Source organism: Sphingomonas sp., assembly GCF_013812825.1.
Classification (GTDB): Bacteria; Pseudomonadota; Alphaproteobacteria; order Sphingomonadales; family Sphingomonadaceae; genus Sphingomicrobium.
The window spans coordinates 1-18,014 of the sequence record NZ_JACCSU010000042.1 but is presented as its reverse complement, the minus strand read 5'-3'; the positions used below and the strand labels follow the sequence as shown (position 1 = coordinate 18,014).

At 67.8% G+C, this 18,014-nt stretch carries 19 protein-coding genes; 9 read left to right on the top strand and 10 right to left on the bottom strand.

All coding sequences use genetic code 11. The annotated features are described in order from the left end of the window. The first annotated feature begins 9 nt into the window (after window positions 1–9). On the top strand, window positions 10–495 hold the full coding sequence (gene greB / locus H0T81_RS05380) for a transcription elongation factor GreB (protein WP_294010632.1): 486 nt from the start codon (window positions 10–12) through the stop codon (window positions 493–495). Here greB and aspS read toward each other — a convergent pair. Beyond that, entirely contained in the window at window positions 492–2,264 is a 1,773-nt protein-coding gene (gene aspS, locus H0T81_RS05375; protein WP_294010630.1) for an aspartate--tRNA ligase, read from the bottom strand. The genes greB and aspS overlap by 4 nt on opposite strands. 113 nt (window positions 2,265–2,377) lie before the next feature. Between aspS and rnd the strand changes: the two genes are divergently transcribed. Then, the gene (gene rnd / locus H0T81_RS05370; RefSeq protein WP_294010733.1) at window positions 2,378–3,559 is read left to right on the top strand and encodes a ribonuclease D; all 1,182 of its coding nucleotides are present in this window, start codon (window positions 2,378–2,380) and stop codon (window positions 3,557–3,559) included. Continuing rightward, window positions 3,552–3,851 (top strand): I78 family peptidase inhibitor, encoded by a 300-nt coding sequence (locus H0T81_RS05365; protein WP_294010627.1) that lies wholly within the window; start codon window positions 3,552–3,554, stop codon window positions 3,849–3,851. Before rnd ends, H0T81_RS05365 begins: the two co-directional genes overlap by 8 nt. On the opposite strand, the gene H0T81_RS05360 is transcribed toward H0T81_RS05365, so the two are convergent. Both H0T81_RS05360 and H0T81_RS05355 read right to left on the bottom strand, forming a co-directional pair. After that, complete coding sequence (locus H0T81_RS05360; protein ID WP_294010625.1) at window positions 3,852–4,472, bottom strand: chromosomal replication initiator DnaA; 621 nt, start codon at window positions 4,470–4,472, stop codon at window positions 3,852–3,854. It abuts the gene before it with no gap. Then, window positions 4,469–5,758: a heavy-metal-associated domain-containing protein gene (locus H0T81_RS05355; protein ID WP_294010622.1), complete on the bottom strand. Its 1,290-nt coding sequence runs from the start codon at window positions 5,756–5,758 to the stop codon at window positions 4,469–4,471. The genes H0T81_RS05360 and H0T81_RS05355 overlap by 4 nt, the downstream gene beginning before the upstream one ends. 63 nt (window positions 5,759–5,821) lie before the next feature. Here H0T81_RS05355 and purM point away from each other — a divergent pair, with 63 nt between their 5' ends. After that, window positions 5,822–6,907 (top strand): phosphoribosylformylglycinamidine cyclo-ligase, encoded by a 1,086-nt coding sequence (gene purM / locus H0T81_RS05350; protein ID WP_294010619.1) that lies wholly within the window; start codon window positions 5,822–5,824, stop codon window positions 6,905–6,907. Then, complete coding sequence (purN, locus tag H0T81_RS05345; protein WP_294010616.1) at window positions 6,900–7,475, top strand: phosphoribosylglycinamide formyltransferase; 576 nt, start codon at window positions 6,900–6,902, stop codon at window positions 7,473–7,475. Before purM ends, purN begins: the two co-directional genes overlap by 8 nt. Window positions 7,476–7,544: 69 nt before the next feature. Here the strand turns inward: purN and ndk are convergent, their stop codons facing one another. From ndk to H0T81_RS05330, 3 genes are all read right to left on the bottom strand, one after another. Beyond that, window positions 7,545–7,967: a nucleoside-diphosphate kinase gene (gene ndk / locus H0T81_RS05340; protein WP_294010613.1), complete on the bottom strand. Its 423-nt coding sequence runs from the start codon at window positions 7,965–7,967 to the stop codon at window positions 7,545–7,547. 78 nt (window positions 7,968–8,045) lie between these two features. Then, the gene (locus tag H0T81_RS05335; RefSeq protein ID WP_294010611.1) at window positions 8,046–8,486 is read right to left on the bottom strand and encodes a DNA polymerase III subunit chi; all 441 of its coding nucleotides are present in this window, start codon (window positions 8,484–8,486) and stop codon (window positions 8,046–8,048) included. A gap of 20 nt (window positions 8,487–8,506) precedes the next feature. Further along, complete coding sequence (locus H0T81_RS05330) at window positions 8,507–9,976, bottom strand: leucyl aminopeptidase (RefSeq protein ID WP_294010608.1); 1,470 nt, start codon at window positions 9,974–9,976, stop codon at window positions 8,507–8,509. A 180-nt stretch (window positions 9,977–10,156) separates the two neighbouring features. On the opposite strand from H0T81_RS05330, the gene lptD reads away from it, so the two are divergent. Continuing rightward, window positions 10,157–12,367: an LPS assembly protein LptD gene (gene lptD / locus H0T81_RS05325; RefSeq protein WP_294010605.1), complete on the top strand. Its 2,211-nt coding sequence runs from the start codon at window positions 10,157–10,159 to the stop codon at window positions 12,365–12,367. Window positions 12,368–12,375: 8 nt separating this feature from the next. Here lptD and H0T81_RS05320 read toward each other — a convergent pair whose 3' ends face one another. After that, window positions 12,376–12,627 (bottom strand): hypothetical protein, encoded by a 252-nt coding sequence (locus tag H0T81_RS05320; RefSeq protein WP_294010603.1) that lies wholly within the window; start codon window positions 12,625–12,627, stop codon window positions 12,376–12,378. Between H0T81_RS05320 and H0T81_RS05315 the strand changes: the two genes are divergently transcribed. Genes H0T81_RS05315 through rsmA form a run of 3 tightly spaced genes read left to right on the top strand, consistent with a single transcriptional unit; the run spans window position 12,611 to window position 15,671 of the window. After that, entirely contained in the window at window positions 12,611–13,801 is a 1,191-nt protein-coding gene (locus H0T81_RS05315; RefSeq protein WP_294010601.1) for a peptidylprolyl isomerase, read from the top strand. The two genes, H0T81_RS05320 and H0T81_RS05315, sit on opposite strands and share 17 nt — an antisense overlap. A gap of 36 nt (window positions 13,802–13,837) precedes the next feature. Beyond that, entirely contained in the window at window positions 13,838–14,842 is a 1,005-nt protein-coding gene (gene pdxA, locus H0T81_RS05310; protein WP_294010598.1) for a 4-hydroxythreonine-4-phosphate dehydrogenase PdxA, read from the top strand. 10 nt (window positions 14,843–14,852) lie between these two features. Continuing rightward, window positions 14,853–15,671: a 16S rRNA (adenine(1518)-N(6)/adenine(1519)-N(6))-dimethyltransferase RsmA gene (gene rsmA / locus H0T81_RS05305; protein WP_294010596.1), complete on the top strand. Its 819-nt coding sequence runs from the start codon at window positions 14,853–14,855 to the stop codon at window positions 15,669–15,671. On the opposite strand, the gene H0T81_RS05300 is transcribed toward rsmA, so the two are convergent. The 3 genes from H0T81_RS05300 to H0T81_RS05290 all read right to left on the bottom strand — a co-directional run. Further along, a complete protein-coding gene (locus H0T81_RS05300) occupies window positions 15,668–16,168 on the bottom strand; it encodes a tetratricopeptide repeat protein (RefSeq protein WP_294010593.1) in 501 nt (166 codons plus the stop codon). The two genes, rsmA and H0T81_RS05300, sit on opposite strands and share 4 nt — an antisense overlap. Window positions 16,169–16,193: 25 nt before the next feature. Further along, complete coding sequence (locus H0T81_RS05295) at window positions 16,194–17,369, bottom strand: RsmB/NOP family class I SAM-dependent RNA methyltransferase (protein WP_294010589.1); 1,176 nt, start codon at window positions 17,367–17,369, stop codon at window positions 16,194–16,196. Window positions 17,370–17,410: 41 nt separating this feature from the next. Further along, the coding region (locus H0T81_RS05290; protein ID WP_294010586.1) for an IMP dehydrogenase at window positions 17,411–18,014 on the bottom strand (604 nt) is incomplete at its 5' end.

Below are 18,014 nucleotides of genomic sequence, written 5' to 3'. Positions count from 1 at the left end.
CCGGCCGCGATGGCCGACTCGCCGCGTTTCATCACTCCGCAAGGGTTCGCGCGCCTTCGCGCCGAATATGACGAGCTGTTCGGCGTCGAACGCCCGAAGATCGTCGAGATCGTCTCGTGGGCCGCATCGCTCGGGGACCGGTCCGAAAACGCCGATTATCTCTATGGCAAGAAGCGGCTGCGCGAGATCGACCGCCGGCTGGCGCATCTGGCGCGGGTCATGAAAGCGGCCAAGGTCGTCGACCCTTCGAGCCAGTCGGCGACCGGCGAGGTGCGCTTCGGTGCGACCGTCGAGCTGGCGGACGCGGACGACCAGCGGCGAATCCTCACCATCGTCGGCGACGACGAGGCCGACGCGAGCGAGGGCCGGATCGGTTGGAGCGCTCCCCTGGCCCGGGCGCTGGTCGGCGCCAGGGTCGGCGACGAACGCATGGTGCGGCTCCCGAACGGCGAGAAGAGCTACGAAGTCCTCTCGATCGACTATCCGGGCGGCTAGCTTCCGACGACCTTGATCGACAGCTCCTTGAGCTGCTTGTCCGACACCGGCGCGGGGGCGTTCATCATCAAATCCTCGGCCTTCTGGTTCATCGGGAACAGCACCACCTCGCGGATGTTGGGCTCGCCGGCGAGCAGCATGACGATCCGGTCGATGCCCGGCGCCGAACCGCCGTGCGGCGGCGCGCCGTACTTGAGGGCGTTGATCATGCCCGAGAACTCGCGGTCGACCTCCTCGCGAGTGTAGCCGGCGACTTCAAACGCCTTGTACATGATGTCCGGGCGGTGATTGCGGATCGCGCCCGAGCTCAGCTCCACCCCGTTGCAGACGATGTCATACTGCCAGGCAAGGATGTCGAGCGGGTCCCTGGTTTCGAGCGCCTCGAGCTCGCCCTGCGGCATCGAGAAGGGGTTGTGCGAAAAGTCGACCTTCTTCTGGTCGTCGTTGAACTCGAACATCGGGAAATCGACGATCCAGCAGAAACGGAACGAGTCTTTTTCGATGAGGTCGAGATGCTCGGCGACGCGGGTCCGAGCGAGCCCGGCGAGCCGCGCCGCTTCCGCTTCCTTGCCGGCGGCGAAGAAAATCCCGTCGTCGGGGCCGAGACCCATCGCCTCGGCGAGCGCGTCCATGCCCTCGGTGCCGTGGTTTTTGGCGATCGGCCCGCCCCACTCGCCCCCCTTGCGCGTCGCGTAGCCGAGCCCGGCGAAGCCTTCGCCTCGCGCCCATTCGTTCATGTCGTCGAAGAATTTTCGGCTCAGGCCGGCGGTGCCGGGAGCGGCGATCGCGCGCACCACCCCGCCGCCATCGACGATCTTGGCGAACAGTCCGAAGCCCGACCCGCGGAAGCGCTCGCCGACCTCATGGACCAGCAGCGGGTTCCTGAGATCGGGCTTGTCGGTGCCGTATTTGAGCATCGCCTCGCGGTACGGGATGCGCGGGAACTGCCCGGCCGGCGTCACCGACTTGCCGTCGGCGAATTCCTCGAACAGCCCGGCGAGCACCGGCTCCAGCGCGGCGAACACGTCGTCCTGAGTGACGAAGCTCATTTCGAAATCGAGCTGGTAGAATTCGCCCGGTGAGCGGTCGGCGCGCGCGTCCTCGTCGCGAAAGCAGGGCGCGATCTGGAAATAGCGGTCGAAGCCCGCGACCATGATCAACTGCTTGAACATCTGCGGCGCCTGCGGGAGCGCGTAGAACTTACCCGGGTGGATCCGGCTCGGAACCAGATAATCGCGCGCGCCCTCGGGCGACGAAGCGGTGAGGATCGGCGTCTGGAACTCGGTGAATCCCTGGTCGATCATCCGCCGCCGGACCGACGCGATCACCGCCGAGCGCAGCATGATGTTGTCGTGGATGCGCTCGCGGCGAAGGTCGAGGTAGCGGTACTTGAGGCGGATGTCCTCGGGATAGTCGGCCTCGCCGGCAACCGGCATCGGCAGGTCGGCGGCGGCCGACTGCACGGACACTTGGCGCGCGACCACCTCGATCTCGCCGGTCGCGAGCTTCGGGTTGACCGCTTCAGCGCCCCGCGAGACCACTTCGCCGGTGACCGTGATCACCGACTCCACCCGCAGCGCGTCGAGCAGCCGGAGCGCCTCGCTGCCCGCCGCCGCGACCACCTGGGTGAGCCCATAATGATCACGCAAATCGACGAACAGGACGCCGCCATGGTCGCGCTTGCGGTGAATCCAGCCGGACAGCCGGACGGTCGAACCGACGTCGGTGGAGCGAAGCTCGGCGCAGCTATGGGTGCGATAGGCGTGCATGGTCGGCCGGGGCCCGCTTGACTGTCGGAAGTGAGGAAAAAAGACGCGCCGCGCTTCGCCCTTCACTCGGCGCTTTGTCAACCCGCGGGCGGGCGCTATTGCCGGTGAGACTCATGCGAATTCACCCGCTCATTACCAAGACCGACGAACTCTCCAGCCTGGTCGACCGGCTCTCGCGGCAACCGTTCATCGCCGTCGACACCGAGTTCATGCGCGAGAACACCTACTGGCCGATCCTGTGCCTGCTGCAGGTCGCCAGCAGCGAGGAAGCAGCGGCGATCGACCCCCAGGCGGACATCGACCTGTCGCCGATCCTCGAGCTGCTGGTCGAAAACAAGGACGTGCTGAAAGTCTTCCATGCCGGCGGCCAGGACCTGGAAATCGTCCACAATCTGACCGGCAAGGTGCCCAGCCCGCTGTTCGACACCCAGATCGCGGCGATGGCGCTCGGCCATGGCGAGCAGGTCGGCTACTCGAACCTGATCGAATCGCTGCTCGGCCACAGCCTCGACAAGGGGGCTCGCTTCACCGACTGGAGCCGCCGGCCGCTCGACAAGCGGCAGATCGACTATGCGATCGCGGACGTCACTCATCTGGCGACGATTTTCCCGCGGATGGTCGACCGGCTGCGCAAGAACGGGCGCGGCGCCTGGCTCGACGAGGAGATGGAGCGGCTGGCCGACCCGTCGAGCTTCGCCTTCGACGCGCAGGATGCGTGGAAACGCCTCAAGCTGCCGAGCCGCAACCCGGCGGTGCTCGGCCGGCTGAAGGCGCTGGCCGGGTGGCGCGAGACCGAAGCGCGCTCGAAGAACTTGCCGCGCGGCCGGATCGTCAAGGACGACACTCTGGGCGAGCTCGCGGTCCATCCGCCCAAGAAGCAGGAAGAGCTGGGCCAGGTCCGCGGACTGTCGTCGGGCTGGCAGTCGAACGACATCGGCGCCAGGCTGATGGCCGCGCTCGCTTCGGCCAAGCCGCTCGAGCCGCACGAGCTGCCCGACCGCGAGCCGCGCCGGCCGGGGCTGACCAAGGAGGGCGCCCTGGTCAGCGACCTTCTGAAGCTGCTGCTCAAGATTCGCGCCAAGGAGGCGGGGGTGGCGCCGCGGCTGATCGCCCGAGCCGACGAGCTGGAGGCGCTCGCGGCCGGGGTCCGCAACGGCCTCAATATCCTGTCGGGCTGGCGGTTCGAGGAATTCGGGCGCGACGCCGTCAACCTGGTCGAGGGCCGAATCGGCTTCGCGATCGAGAACGGCAAGCTCAAGTTAAGCCGGATGGTGAAAGAACCGGTCGATGCGTAAAGCGATTCCTCTTTTGACGATGGCCCTGCCGGCCTGTGCCGCCGCTGCTCCCCAGCCGGAGATTCCAGTCCGGGGCGCAACACCGGGTTTCACCTGCCGAAGTCAGGGCCTGGAGCGGTTCGTCGGCCGCGCGGCGACGGCCGAGCTGGGCGCCGAGATGCGGCGGGCGTCGGGCGCCAAGACGGTCCGCTGGGTGCCGCCGGGTTCGATGATCACCATGGAATATCGCGAAGATCGGCTGACGGTGCGGGTCGATGCCGGCAACCGGGTGATCGCCGCCAACTGCGGCTGATCATTCGCTCGAAATCAGATTGGCTTCGCCCAGCGCTCGCCGGATCGTCGGCAGGGTCAGCCGCGCCCGCTCGGCGATCGCGAAGCGGTCGACCGCCTCCACCGCCCGCTCGGCCGCCCAATAATCGCGCTCCAGGCGCTCGACCATGAAGCGCAACGCTTCGCCGGGCACGTGCAGACCTCGGTCGGCAAACAACAGCTCGATCAGCCGGGCAAACAGGAAATCGTCGGGCAGGCCGATGGTGGCGACCGGAGTCACCGCGAGCCGGGTGCGCAGGTCGGCAAGCCGCGGCTGCCACTGCGGCGGAACGACATCGGTGATCATCACCAACGGGCGGCCGCTGTCCTGGGCGTCGTTCCAGGCATGGAACAGATCTTCCTCGTTGCCGCGTTCGGCGCCATCGAACAGCCGGCCTCCGACCCGCTCGACGAAGCTTCGGGCGAGCAGGGTGCGGCCGGAGCGGCGGGGGCCGGTGAGGATGCTCGCCTTGACCGGCCACATGCTCCACTTGCGGAAATGGTCGAACGCCTCGCGGTTGGCATCGGACAGGATCAGCCGGGCGTCACCCGCGCATTGCGGCCAGTCGAGCGGCAGTGCGATCTGGTCGGGACCGCTCTTCATTGCGTGTTTGCGACCGGCTGGCCGGGAGGCTGCGGCTGGGGCTGCGGCTGCTGGATCGGTGGCGGCGGTGGAACCGGCGGCGGCGGCCCGGCGCCGCCCCGCATCCGGACCACCGTACCGCCATAATCTGCCGACCAGCCGCGGGCGATCAGCGCCGCCGCCAGTTGCGCACCCGATCCGCGGAAGCTGACCAGGATGTAGCTGGTCCCACCCGGATTGATGCTCTGCGGGGTGACCTGCTCGATCCCCGGCACCGTGCGCAGATGCGCCATCGCGAAATTGTAGACGGTCACGTTGGGCGCCGTGATCTGCACCTGGAAGGCAAAGGCCTGCTGCTGGGCCTGCGATCGCGGCGCTTCCACCACCTCCTCCTCCAACTCGGGCAGCGGCGGCGGCTCCGGGATGTCGAGCGACGGGTCGCGCTCAAGCGCTCCCGCCTCCAGAGCGGCCATGAACAGCTCGTCCATGCGGCGCACGCCCTCGTTCATCATCGCCGGGATCGCATCGCTGTTGGGAGCGGTCAGGGTGAACCCGCCGACGATCTCATTATCGGGCCCGTGACGGGCGATGAACCGGGCCCGCGCAGGTCCGCCCGGATAGAGCCGGTGAAGCTGGACCTGCGCGACCAGGATGTCGGCGGCGCCGTAAAGGTCGACGATATTGCGCCACCAGCCGCGTCCGGGGCGATTCGTCTGCGCGGCATTGACCAGCAACGGGTCGACGTTCATCCCGCTGACCCGGACATAATCGATCGTGCTCTGCGAAGTCCGGAACTGGGCCCAGGCGCGTTGCCAGGAATTGCGAAGCTCCACGGACGTTGCGGTGCCGCCGCTGACCAAGATCGGGATCAGGAGCATTGGCGGGGACTGCCGCCGCGGGCCTCCGACGCCCAGTATTTCACCGGCGCGGGCGCGGTCGAACAATATACCGAGATCGGCGATGTAGCGGTTGGGGCCGATCTGCTCGCGTTCGATGGTGATCGAGCTGACCAGCCCGTCAAGCGTTGAATCCGGCAGCGACGGCGCTTCGCTGATCGGCCGGCCGTGGGTTTTCGCCCACAGCGCCCGGAAGCCCTGCCGCTGGGCGAGGCGCCAGCCGGAGTAGCGGGCGCTCGCCGCGTCCTTGCCCCCGACGTCGACGTGGATGCCGGTGATCTCGAGCGTTCCCGAGCTGTCGATCGGCAGGATTCCACGCTCGCCGCTCTCGAGCTGCGCGTAAAGCGCGCCCGACAGGGTGACGGCGACGAGAAACAGCAGCAGTGCGGGAAGGAACGTCCGGCGGAGCATCGCTGCGGCTTTTGGCGACAACGGCGTGGAAATCCAAGCGGCTTGTCTCTACGGGCCTCAGCCGTGACCCGAAAGCCTCTGACCTATGCCGACGCAGGGGTATCGATCGCCGCCGGCAACGCGCTGGTGAAGGCGATCGGGCCGCTCGCGAAATCGACCGCTCGGCCGGGCGCGGACGCGGAACTCGGCGGGTTCGGCGGCCTGTTCGACCTGAAGGCCGCCGGCTACCGGGACCCGCTGCTGGTCGCGGCCAACGACGGCGTTGGAACCAAGCTCAAGCTGGCCATCGAGCTTGGGCGGCACGACGGCGTCGGCATCGACCTTGTCGCAATGTGCGCCAACGACCTAATCGTCCAGGGTGCCGAGCCGTTGTTCTTCCTCGACTATTTCGCGACCGGCAAACTGGACGGCGACGTCGCGGCGGCGGTCGTCGCGTCGATCGCGGAGGGCTGCCGACAGGCGGGCTGCGCGCTGATCGGCGGCGAGACGGCCGAGATGCCGGGCATGTACGCCAACGGCGATTACGACCTTGCCGGCTTCTGCGTCGGAGCGGTCGAGCGGTCGGCGCAGCTGACCGGCGCCGGAATCGCGCCTGGGCATGTGATCCTCGGCCTGGCGAGCTCGGGCGTGCACAGCAATGGCTTCTCTTTGGTTCGCCGAATCATCGCCGAGCGGGAGTGGGACCTCCACCAGTCGCTGCCAAGCGGGAAGACGTTGGGCGAAACGCTGCTCGAGCCGACCCGAATCTATGTTCGATCGGTGCTGCCGGTCATCCAATCCGGTCGTATCGACGGGATCGCGCATGTCACCGGCGGCGGATTTCTCGAGAATATTCCAAGAGTTCTACCGGATGATTGTCACGCTCTAGTAGAAGCCGGCGAATGGCCGCTGCCGCGGATCTTCGCGCTCCTCCAGGAAGGCGGCGACCTCGCGGCCGCGGAGATGGCGCGGACCTTCAACTGCGGCGTCGGAATGGTCGCGATCGTGGCCGAAGCTCAGGCCGGACCGGTGGCGCGGGAACTGGAGCAGGCCGGCGAGACGGTTCACCGCATCGGCCGAATTACGAACGGCAAGCGCGGCTGCACGGTCCGCGGCCCAGCCGGCAGCTGGGGCTCGGACGAAGACTGGACCGCGACTTTTTATGGCTGAGCGGGCGCCGGGCGACCAGCGGCGGGTCGCCATCCTGATCTCGGGCCGCGGCAGCAACATGCGGGCGCTGATCGAGCAGTCGAGCGGCTATCAGGTGGTCCTGGTCGCCTCGAACAAGCCGCAGGCGCCGGGCCTCGATTACGCCCGCGGGGCCGGCATCCCGACCTGGACCTGGGACAGCAAGGGAGTGGCGCGCGAGGAGTTCGAGGCGGCGCTCGACCGGGCCCTGCGCGACCACCGCGTCGGCACCATCGCGCTGGCCGGCTACATGCGCCTGCTGTCGAGCCGCTTCGTCGAGCAATGGGGCGGCCGGATCGTCAACATCCACCCCTCGCTGCTGCCCAAATATCCGGGTCTCGATACGCATGCCCGGGCGATCGCCGCCCGCGACACGGTCGCCGGCTGCTCGGTCCACATCGTCACCGAAAAGGTCGACGCCGGCAAGGTGCTCGGCCAGATCGAAGTGGCGATCGAGGCGGGCGACGACGCGTCGGCGCTCGAACAGCGCGTGCTCGAGGCCGAGCATCGGCTATATCCCAAAGCGCTTCGGGAGTTCGTCCGGCAATGAAGCGCAGGAGCGGCTGTCGCACGGCCAGCCGACCTTGTTCGTCGCCGGCTCGAAGCCGGCGGCCGCTGACTAGCCGACGATCTCGTCGGGCTTGAAGAAGAAGTCGATCTCGACCTGTGCGTTCTCCGGGCTGTCGGAGCCGTGGACCGAATTGGCCTCGATCGATTCGGCGTAGGTCTTGCGGATGGTGCCCTCGTCGGCGTCGGCGGGGTTGGTGGCGCCCATCACCTCGCGGTTGCGGACGACCGCATCGTCGCCCTCGAGCACCTGCACCACCACCGGCCCTGAGGTCATGAAGGCGCACAGGTCGTTGAAGAACGGCCGCTCGCGGTGGACTGCGTAGAAGCCTTCGGCCTGCTCGCGGGTCATCCGGATGCGCCTCGACGCGACCACTCGCAGGCCCGCGTCCTCGAGCATCTTGGTGATCGCGCCGGTGATGTTGCGCCGGGTGGCATCGGGCTTGATGATCGAAAAGGTGCGTTCGGTCGCCATGGCCGAGCGGTCTCCTGAAATTGAGGTTGGTGGAATTGCCGGGCCGCGCCTAGCCGCCCGAACCGGGCGCGGCAAGGGTCAGCCTTTTTCGACCCAGCGGCTGCGATCGTCCTGGGCCCAGAAGTGGCGCTCGACCCCTTCCCGACCGGCGAGCAATTTCCACGCCAGCCGGGCGCCTTGCAGGGCGTCCTGGTCGAACAGATAGAAAGCCCGATCATAGCTCAATGCCGCCTCGCGCCACTGGCCGTCCGCGATCAGCATGTTGCGGGCCAGGTTCGGCGCATCGGGACTGGTCGACAGAAGGATCGGCTGGCGAGCGTCGTCGGCGCCGCCGGCCAGCGCGTGCGGAAGGAAGCTCGCCGGCTCCTGGTCCCAGAGCATGCGATCGAGCCGGGCGAGCAGGGTCTGGTCCTCGGCGACGATCAGCAGCCGGTCGTCCTGCGCCAGCAGCTTGTGGACGAGGCTGGCGATCACCTGTTCGGGGGGAGTTCGCCCCAGCTGGTAGAAATCGACCTGCATGTTCAGGCCGGCACGAGTGGCTAGGCCTCGGCGGTGTCGGCGAGGAACTGGTCGATCAGTCGCACCCCATAACCGGTCGCGCCCTTGTCGAAGGTTGCTCCGGCCTTGTCCGACCAAGCCATGCCGGCAATGTCGAGATGCGCCCAGCGCACTCCGTCGTCGACGAACCGGTGGATGAACTCGGCGGCGGTGATGGCGGCGCCCTCCCGCGGGCCGACATTCTTGACGTCGGCGATCGGCGAATCGATCAGCCGATCGAACTTCTCATCGAGCGGCATGCGCCACAGCCGGTCGCCCGACGCATGCCCGGCGGCGAGCAGCTGGTCCGCGAGCTCGTCGTCGGGCGTGAACAAGCCTCCGAACTCGTGGCCAAGGGCGAGCACGATGGCGCCGGTCAAGGTCGCCAGGTCGACCACAATTGTCGGCTTGATGTTGCGCTGGGTGTAGGCGATCGCGTCGGCCAGCACGAGGCGGCCTTCGGCGTCGGTGTTGATGACCTCGACCGTCTGGCCGGACATGGTGGTGACGACGTCGCCGGGCCGCTGGGCGTTTCCGGACGGCATGTTTTCGACCAATCCGCAGATTCCGACGACATTCACCTTGGCCTTGCGCAGGGCGATCGCCTTGAGCGCCCCGACGACCGCTCCGGCGCCGCCCATGTCCCACTTCATCGCTTCCATGCCCTGGGCGGGCTTGATCGAGATGCCGCCGGTGTCGAACGTAACTCCCTTGCCGACGAAGGCGATGGGAGCGGTGCCCTTCTTGCCCCCATTCCAGCGCAGGATCAGCAGCCGCGGGTCGCGCACCGAGCCTTGGGCAACTCCGAGCAGAGCCCCCATTCCGAGCTTCTCCATCGCCGCTCCATCCAGCACCTCGAGCTCGATGCCGAGATCGGCAAGGTGGCGGACGCGCTCGACGAAGCTTTCGGGGTAGATGATGTTGGCCGGTTCGGTAACCAGCTCGCGCGTCAGCTTGACCCCTTCGAGCACCGGCTGCCAGCGCTGCTCCCACCGCCGCTGCGCCTCGGCACCCCCGCCGACGATGGTGATTTCGGTAAGCGTGGGCTTCTGCTTGTCCTTGAGGCGCGTTCGGTAACGGTCGTAACGCCAGCCTCTAAGCGACGCCCCGAGCGCGACTTTCGCCGCGGCGTCGACGTCATAGCCAAGGCCCGACAGATCGACGACGGCGTGCTTTTCACCCGACGTCAGAAGCCTTGCGGTCACGGTCCCGCCGAGCTTTTCAGCGGCATCGGCGGGCGCCGAGCCGTTGCCGGTGCCGACGACCAGAAGCCGCCGAACGCCGCCTTTCGTCGACAGGAAATGCTCGGCCGCGCTCAATGCTTCCCCATCGAAGCGCTGGCGAGTCAGCGCCGCCTCGACTCCCGCGCGGTCGTCTCCCAAGCCCTTGAGCGGGTCCCGGTTCTTGCCGGCGACCGGCACGACCAGCGCATAGTCACCGGCGGGAAGGCGCTCGACGAAACGAATCTGCATGAAGGTCGGTCCTCGGAACGGAGATGGGTTTGGACGGGCTTTAAGGCGCGTGTGCGGAAAGGCAAAGCGGGGCCACTCTCAGCCGGCCACCAGCCATTCGGATTGTCGTGCGCCGCGCGAGATGCGATAGCGGTGTCAGGCAAGGCCAGGTGAGCGGCGGGGACAGGTTTGCGTAGACGATTGGTCTGGTGGTCGGCGCTGCCGATGGTGCTCGGGGTGCCGGCAGCCGCAATCGCCCAGCCCGCGGAGCCCGATCCCGCGACCGTGAGCGAGGAATCGGGCGACGTCGTCAGCTTTACCGCCGACCAGGTCAGCTACGACAGCGAGAACGAGCTCGTCACCGCGGCCGGCGCAGTGCGCATGTCGCGCGACGGCAATTATCTCGCCGCCGACCGGGTGACCTGGAATCGCCGCTCCGGCGAGGTCCGCGCCGAGGGCAATGTCGTCGTCGTCAATCCCGAGGGCGACAAGCTGGTCGGCGACAGCGTCGTCCTGACCGACAGCTTGCGCGACGGGAGCATCGATAATCTGCTGGTGGTGCTCGAAAGCGGCGGTCGGATCGCGGCGGCCCGCGGCACTCGGATGGGCGACGTCACCGCGCTCGACAACGCCATCTACTCACCGTGCCCGGTGACCACCGAGGCCGGCTGCCCGCGCAATCCGAGCTGGTCGATTACCGCGGCCCAGGTGATCCACGACCCGGCCCGCAGCCAGGTCCGCTTCCACGGCGGTCGGCTGAGGCTGTTCGGAGTGACCGTGCCGCTGCTGCCGATCTTCAGCATCGGCACCGCGGCGCAAGGCGGCGGGGTTACCGGATGGCTCGTCCCGGACGTCAGCGTCTCGTCGCGCAACGGGCTCGAGCTCGCGATCCCTTATTACCGACGCTTTGCGCCCAATCGCGACCTCACTTTGACTCCGCATTTGTACACCAAGAGCGGGCCGGCGCTCGAGGCCCGCTACCGCCATCTCAACCGCCTTGGGGCATTCCAGGTCGGAGCGTTTGGAACCTACAGCCGGATCGACGATCCCGATCCCGACGACCCGACCCCCAACACCCGGCGAGGCCTCCGCGCTTATTTCGAAGGCAACGGAAGGGCGCAGTTCAATCCCCTGTGGAGCCTGACCGGCTCGTTTCGGGTGGCGACCGACAAGACCGTAACGCAGCGCTACGACATCACCCGGGATGACCGGCTTCGAAGCCTGGTCAACGCCGAGCGGATCACGCCCGACTCCTACATCAGCATCGCCGGCTGGGCGTTCCAGGGCCTGCGAGTCGACGACGTTCAGCGGCGGATCCCGATTGCCTTGCCGGCAATCGATGCGCGCTTGCGGCTCGATCCGCCGATGATCGGCGGCGGCATCGAGCTTCAGGCCAACAGCCTGTCGATTCTGCGGATTGACGGCCAGGACACGCAGCGCGCTTTCGTCAGCGGGCGTTGGGACCTGCGGCGGTTGACTCCATGGGGGCAGCAATTGCTGTTCACGGCGTTCGCCCGCGGCGATGTCTATCACACGGTCGAGTCCGAAACGACCGAAGTTCCGATCTACCGCGGCACCGAGGGCTGGCACACGCGCGGCATCGGCGCGCTGGCCGCCGAGGCCCAATGGCCGTTCGTCGGGCCCGCGTTCGGCGGCTTCCAGCGCCTGGTGCCGAGGGTCCAGCTGGTCCTGACGCCCCCGACCCCCAACCTCTCGATCCCCAACGAGGATGCCCGCGCGGTCGATCTGGAAGATAGCAATTTGTTCGCTCTCAACCGCTTCCCCGGCCACGACCGCTGGGAGGACGCCTCGCGCGTGACTTATGGGCTGGATTGGGCTCTCGACCGCCCCAACCTGTCGATCTCGACGACCGTCGGCCAAAGCTACCGAATCCGCCGCCGCCCAGCGATCTTCCCGGAGGGCACCGGCCTGTCCGACCGATTCTCCGACTTCGTCGGCCGGACCCGCGTCCGATATGGCCGCCTGATCGACCTCACCCACCGATTCCGAGTCGACAAGGGCAATCTGGCGGTCCGCCGAAACGAGGTCGACCTCACTGTCGGCACCGAGGAAACCTATGCCCAGATCGGCTATTTGCGCCTCAACCGCGATATCAGCGCCGAAATCGAGGACCTGCACGACAAGGAGGAGCTGCGCCTTGCCGGACGGGTGAAGTTCGCCCGCTACTGGTCGCTGTTCGGAGCAACGGTCCTCGACCTCACCGGCCGCGACGAGGACCCGCTTTCGCTGGCCGACGGCTTCGAGCCGGTGCGCCAGCGGCTCGGCATCGCCTACGAGGACGAATGCCTGGAACTTGGCCTATCCTGGCGGCGCGACTATGAGCGCATCGGGGACTTCCGAAAGGGGAGCACTTTCGCGCTTCGGATCGCGCTGAAAGGGCTTGGCCGCTAAGCCTGCGTTCAGCGGGCCTGGATAAACGGCAATGGCGTTAATCGTTGTTTAGCAAGGGATTTGACGATCGTGACAGCAGGTTCTGGATTTTTGTCGACGCGTGCTCGTTTCGGAGCGGCCGCCGTCCTACTGGCGGTCGCGGGAACGGCCGTGGCGCAGCAAGCCGCGAGCCCAGCCGCGAATGAGCCCAGCAGCACCGCAACGCTGAGGCTGCCCGAAAATCCCCAGCTGTTCGGATCGGCCATGCCATCGGTGGTCAAGGCAACCGCCATCGTCAACGGCGAAGTCATTACCCAGACTGACATCGACCAGCGGCTGGCGCTGCTGGCGATCGCCAACGGCGGCCAGCTTCCGGCCGACGAATTGGATCGGCTTCGCCAGCAGGTGCTCCGCAACCTGATCGACGAGACCCTGCAGATCCAGGCAGCGCGGGCGGCGGAGATCACCATCAAGCCGGCGGATATCGACCGCACCCTCGCCAGGGTCGCGGCGAACACCAAACAATCGGTCGAGCAGCTGACCGCGATGCTCGAAGCGAACGGATCCTCGATCAACACCATGCGTCGCCAAATCGAGGGGGAAATCGCCTGGTCCCGGCTGCAGCGTGCCAAGATCGAAAGCTCGATCAGCGTCGGCGAGGAAGAGGTGAAAGCCATTCTCGACAAGATGAACGCGGCCAAGGGAACCCAGGAGTTCCGGGTCGGCGAGATTTTCCTGTCGGCGACCGCCGGCAATGAAGCCCAGGCGCTGTCGAACGCCAACCGGATTCTCGAACAGCTCCGCAACGGCGCATCGTTCGCCGGCTACGCTCGCCAATATTCGGAAGCGTCGACGGCCGCGGTCGGCGGCGACCTCGGCTGGGTTCGCCCCGAGCAGCTTCCCGAGTCGATCGCCGCCCAGCTGCGAAGCATGCGGCCGGGCCAGGTCAGCCAGCCCATTCCGGTGCAGGGCGGCTTCTCGATCGTCGCGGTCCAGGACACGCGCAAAATCCTCACCGCCGATCCCCGCGATGCGGTGCTCACCTTGAAGCAGGTATCGATCACGTTCCCCAAGGGGACGAGCCGCCAGCAGGCCGAGCCGCTGGTCGCTCGCTTCGCCCAGTCCGCCCAGAACGTCGGCGGCTGCGGCGGCGCCGACCGGATCGCCGCCGATTTCAAGGGCGAATTGGTCGAAAGCGACCAGGTCAAGATCCGCGACCTGCCGCCCGCTCTCCAGCAAATCATGCTGCCGTTGCAGGTCGGCCAGGCGACTCAGCCGTTCGGCTCGATCGACGAGGGCGTCCGAATTCTCGTGATCTGCGGCCGCGACGAGGTCGATGCGACCGCTCCGACCTATGACGAGGTGTTCAGCCAGTTGAATGAGGAGCGCGTCAATCTGCGGGCGCGGCGCTACCTGCGCGATCTACGGCGTGATGCGGTGATCGAATTCAGATAAGGCCCGCGCGATGACGCGCTGCCCGCCCGTTTCGCAATGACGAGCTTTCCGCCCGGACCGCTTGCTGTCTCGATTGGCGACCCCGCCGGGATCGGCGCCGAAGTGATCGCCAAATGCTGGGACAACCGGGCGCGCTTCGAGCTGCCGCCGTTCGTCGCCATCGGCGACCCCCGCTCGGTCGAGGCCGTGTGGGACGGTCCGCTGGCGGTCATCGACGACCCTCAGGAAGCCGATGCCGCGTTCGACGTCGGCTTGCCGCTGATCCAGCTCGCCGCTGCCGAGGCCGACGTCCCGGGCCATCCGAGCATGGCGGGAGCGCACTGCTCGCTCGATTCGCTCGAGATCGCGGTCGGGCTTGCCCGCTCGGGCTCGGCCGCCGCGGTCGTCACCGGACCGGTATCCAAGGAGCAGCTCTACGCGATCGGCTTTGCGCATCCCGGCCAGACCGAGTTCGTCGCCGAGCGGTGCGGAGTGGCGTCGGGCAACGTCGCGATGATGCTTGCCGGCCCAACCCTTCGAACCGTGCCGGTCACGACTCATCTCCCGCTCGCCCAGGCGGCGCAGTCGCTGTCGACGGCGCTGATCGAATCGCGTGGCCGCGCAGCGCTTCGCGGGTTGCAGCGCAATTTCGGAATCGAGGACCCGCGGCTGGCCGTCGCTTCCCTGAACCCGCACGCGGGCGAGGGCGGGACACTCGGCCGCGAGGAGATCGAGATCATCGAGCCGGCGGTCGCTGCGCTCGCCGCCGAAGGCTGGCGAGTGACCGGTCCTCACCCCGCCGACACCATGTTCCACAGCCAGGCCCGGGCGCGCTACGACGCCGCCTTGTGCATGTACCACGACCAGGCGCTGATCCCGCTGAAGGCGCTGCATTTCGAGGACGGCGTCAACGTCACCCTCGGCCTGCCGATCGTCCGCACCTCCCCGGACCATGGCACCGCGTTCGATATCGCCGGCCATGACCGCGCCGACCCGCGCGCGATGGCGGCGGCGATCCGGATGGCCGCGCAGTGCGGAATCCACCGGACTCCGGTCGAATGACCTCGGCCGTATGACGGAAGGGCGCCAGCCGCTGCGCGCAGTAATCGCTCGGCACGGTCTCCAGGCTCGAAAATCGCTGGGGCAGAATTTCATCCTGGACCGGCAGCTGCTGGCTCGGATCGCCGCGGTGCCCGGGCCGCTGGAGGGTCAGACGGTCTATGAGGTCGGACCAGGCCCGGGCGGCCTGACCCAGGCGCTGCTCGACGCCGGAGCGAACGTGGTCGCGGTCGAGCGCGACCGCCGCTGCCGCCCGGCTCTGGCCGAGCTCGAGCAGAACTATCCCGCGCGACTCAAGGTGATCGACGGCGACGCGATGCGGATCGACGAGCGTGCCGAGGCCGGGGACGGCGCCCATGTCGTCGCCAACCTGCCTTACAATGTCGGCACCGCGCTGCTGCTGCGCTGGCTCGGCGGTGACTGGCCGCCGTGGTGGCGATCCTTGACGCTGATGTTCCAGAAGGAGGTTGCCGAGCGCATCGTCGCCCGACCCGGCACCGAGCATTACGGGCGCCTGTCGCTTGCTGCGCAGTGGCGGTCGCAACCCAGGATCGCGCTCAGCGTGAACCGGTCGGCTTTCGTGCCGGCGCCCAAGGTCACCTCGGCGGTGGTGCACATCATGCCGTCCAGGATGCCGCCAGGAGTGAACGCGCGAACGATGGAACAGCTGACCGAGGCCGCCTTCGGCCAGCGCCGCAAGATGCTTCGATCGAGCCTCAAGTCGCTTCCGGGCGCACTTGAAGCGCTGGATGAGCTCGCAATCGACTCGACACGCCGAGCCGAGACGCTCAGCGTCGCGGAGTTCGTCTCGCTGGCGAGAGCGCTGAGCTAGTTGGTCTTGGGGCTGGCCGGCGGCTTGACCGAAGCGACCGCCGTCGGCCCACGGCTGATTGCCGCCGACAAAACCGCGAGCTGACGGCACCCGCTCGGGCACAGCTTCTGGAGCTTGGCCAAATTGTCGCGGGCCCGCGGCACGGCGCCGAGCTCGACCATCGCCTCGCCCTGGACGGCCAGCGCATCGAGGTCGCGCGGTTCGAGCGCCAGGGCTTTGTTGGTGAAGCGGATCGCCTGACCGAACAATTTCTGCTTCTGGGCGACGCGGGCCATGACAACGAAGGCAGCACGGTTGCGCGGATCGACCACGAGCGAGGCTTCGAGCGCATCGTCGGCGTCGACGAACTTGCCTTCGGCGAGCAACGTCTCGCCCTGGCGCATCAGCTCGAGGGAGCGGGGATGAATTTGATCGTCCGGCTTCTGGCTGGACACCGGAGCAGCAAGCAACGCGCCGGCAAGGCCGACCAACATAATGCGGTGCAACAGACGCATCATTCTCTCCGTGTCGCTCGCCGCCCGCCTAACATGGTCGGGCCAGTCGCGCGACGAAAAAGCCATCGGTGCCGTCCTGACCTGGGACCAGCAGCCGTCCAACACCCGTCAAACGTCCGGCGTGGATAGCTGTTTCCTGCGCAACCCAGGATGAACGGCGGCTGAGAAAGTCGGCAGCCTGCGCTTCGCCTTCCCGGGTCAGAATCGAGCAGACCGCATAGACCAGACGGCCGCCCGGCCGGACCATCGCCGCGCCAATGTCCAGCAGGCGCGACTGCAGCTGGACCATCCGCTCGAGCCGCTCGGGACTGAGCCGCCAGCGGCCCTCGGGATTGCGCCTCCAAGTGCCGCTGCCCGAGCAGGGCGCGTCGACCAGCACGAGGTCGGCGCTGTCCGCCCAGTCGGCGAGCCCCTCGAGCTCGCGCGGCATGTCGAGCAGGCGCGATTCGATCCGCGCGCCCGCCTTCGCCGCGCGCGGCGGCAGTTTCGACAGCCTCGATCGGTTGGTGTCGGTGGCAAGGATTTGCGCGCCCGCGGCCGCGGCGGCGAGCGCCAGCGCCTTGCCGCCGCCGCCGGCGCACAGATCGAGGATGCGCTCGCCCTCGCGCGGCTCGCAAGCGAGCGCGACCAGCTGGCTGCCCTCATCCTGAACCTCGACCAGGCCGTCGGCATACGCCGGATGCTGGTCGACCCGGCTATCGGGCGGCAGTCGCAGCCCCCACGGGCTGACGCGCGTCGGCTGCGCACCGGGAAACTGGCCGATCAGAGCGTCTCGATCGGCGCGCGCGACGTTGACCCGCAGGTCGAGCGGGGCGCGCTCGAGCAGCGCCGGCCATTCGGAGCGATCGATCAGCGGCGAGATCTCCGGCTCGAGCCAGGACGGGACCGCCGCCGCCGGGCTCCCCTCCTCCCCTTCGGCGATCGCCGCCGGCCCGCGCACCTGGCCGAACAGCGGCGGCAGTTGCGGGTCGTCTCGCGCCAGCCCGACGATCGCCGCGCGGCCACTGTCCGGCCGTTCCGCCGACCTTCGGATCGCCCGGAACACCAGCTCGCGAACGGCGCGGCGGTCCCCCGAGCCGGCATAGCGGCGCGTCTTGAAGTAGCGGGTGACGATGACGTCGGCGGGCGGGCCATCGTCGCGGGCCGAGGCAATCACCTCATCGAGGATTTCGATCGCCGCCTGGAGCCGAGCGGCGGGAGTCATGGCTCAAGGGTTCCCATTAAAGTACCACTTTTATGGGGGCCCTAGCGCGTCGGATAGTTCGGCGCCTCGCGGGTGATCGCGACGTCGTGGACGTGGCTTTCCGACAGGCCGGCGTTGGTGATTCGGATGAACTTCGCGCGCTTCTGCAGCTCGGCGATGCTGGTCGAGCCGGTGTAGCCCATCGCCGCCTTCACCCCGCCGACCAGCTGGTGGACGATGTCGCGCGCCGGCCCCTTGTACGGCACCTGGCCTTCGATCCCCTCGGGGACCAGTTTCAGATGGTCGCGGATGTCCTGCTGGAAATAGCGGTCGGCCGAGCCGCGCGCCATCGCCCCGACCGAGCCCATGCCGCGATAGCTCTTGTAGGCGCGGCCCTGGTAAAGGAAGGTCTCGCCCGGCGCTTCCGCGGTCCCGGCCAGAAGCGAGCCGATCATCACCGCCGAAGCGCCCGCGGCAATCGCCTTGGCGATGTCGCCGCTGGTCCGGATGCCGCCGTCGGCGATGACCGGCACGCCCGATTCCCGTGCCGCGGCCGATGCCGCCATGACTGCAGTGAGTTGCGGCACGCCCACTCCGGCGACGATCCGCGTCGTGCAGATCGAGCCGGGGCCGATTCCGACCTTGATCCCGTCCGCTCCGGCACCG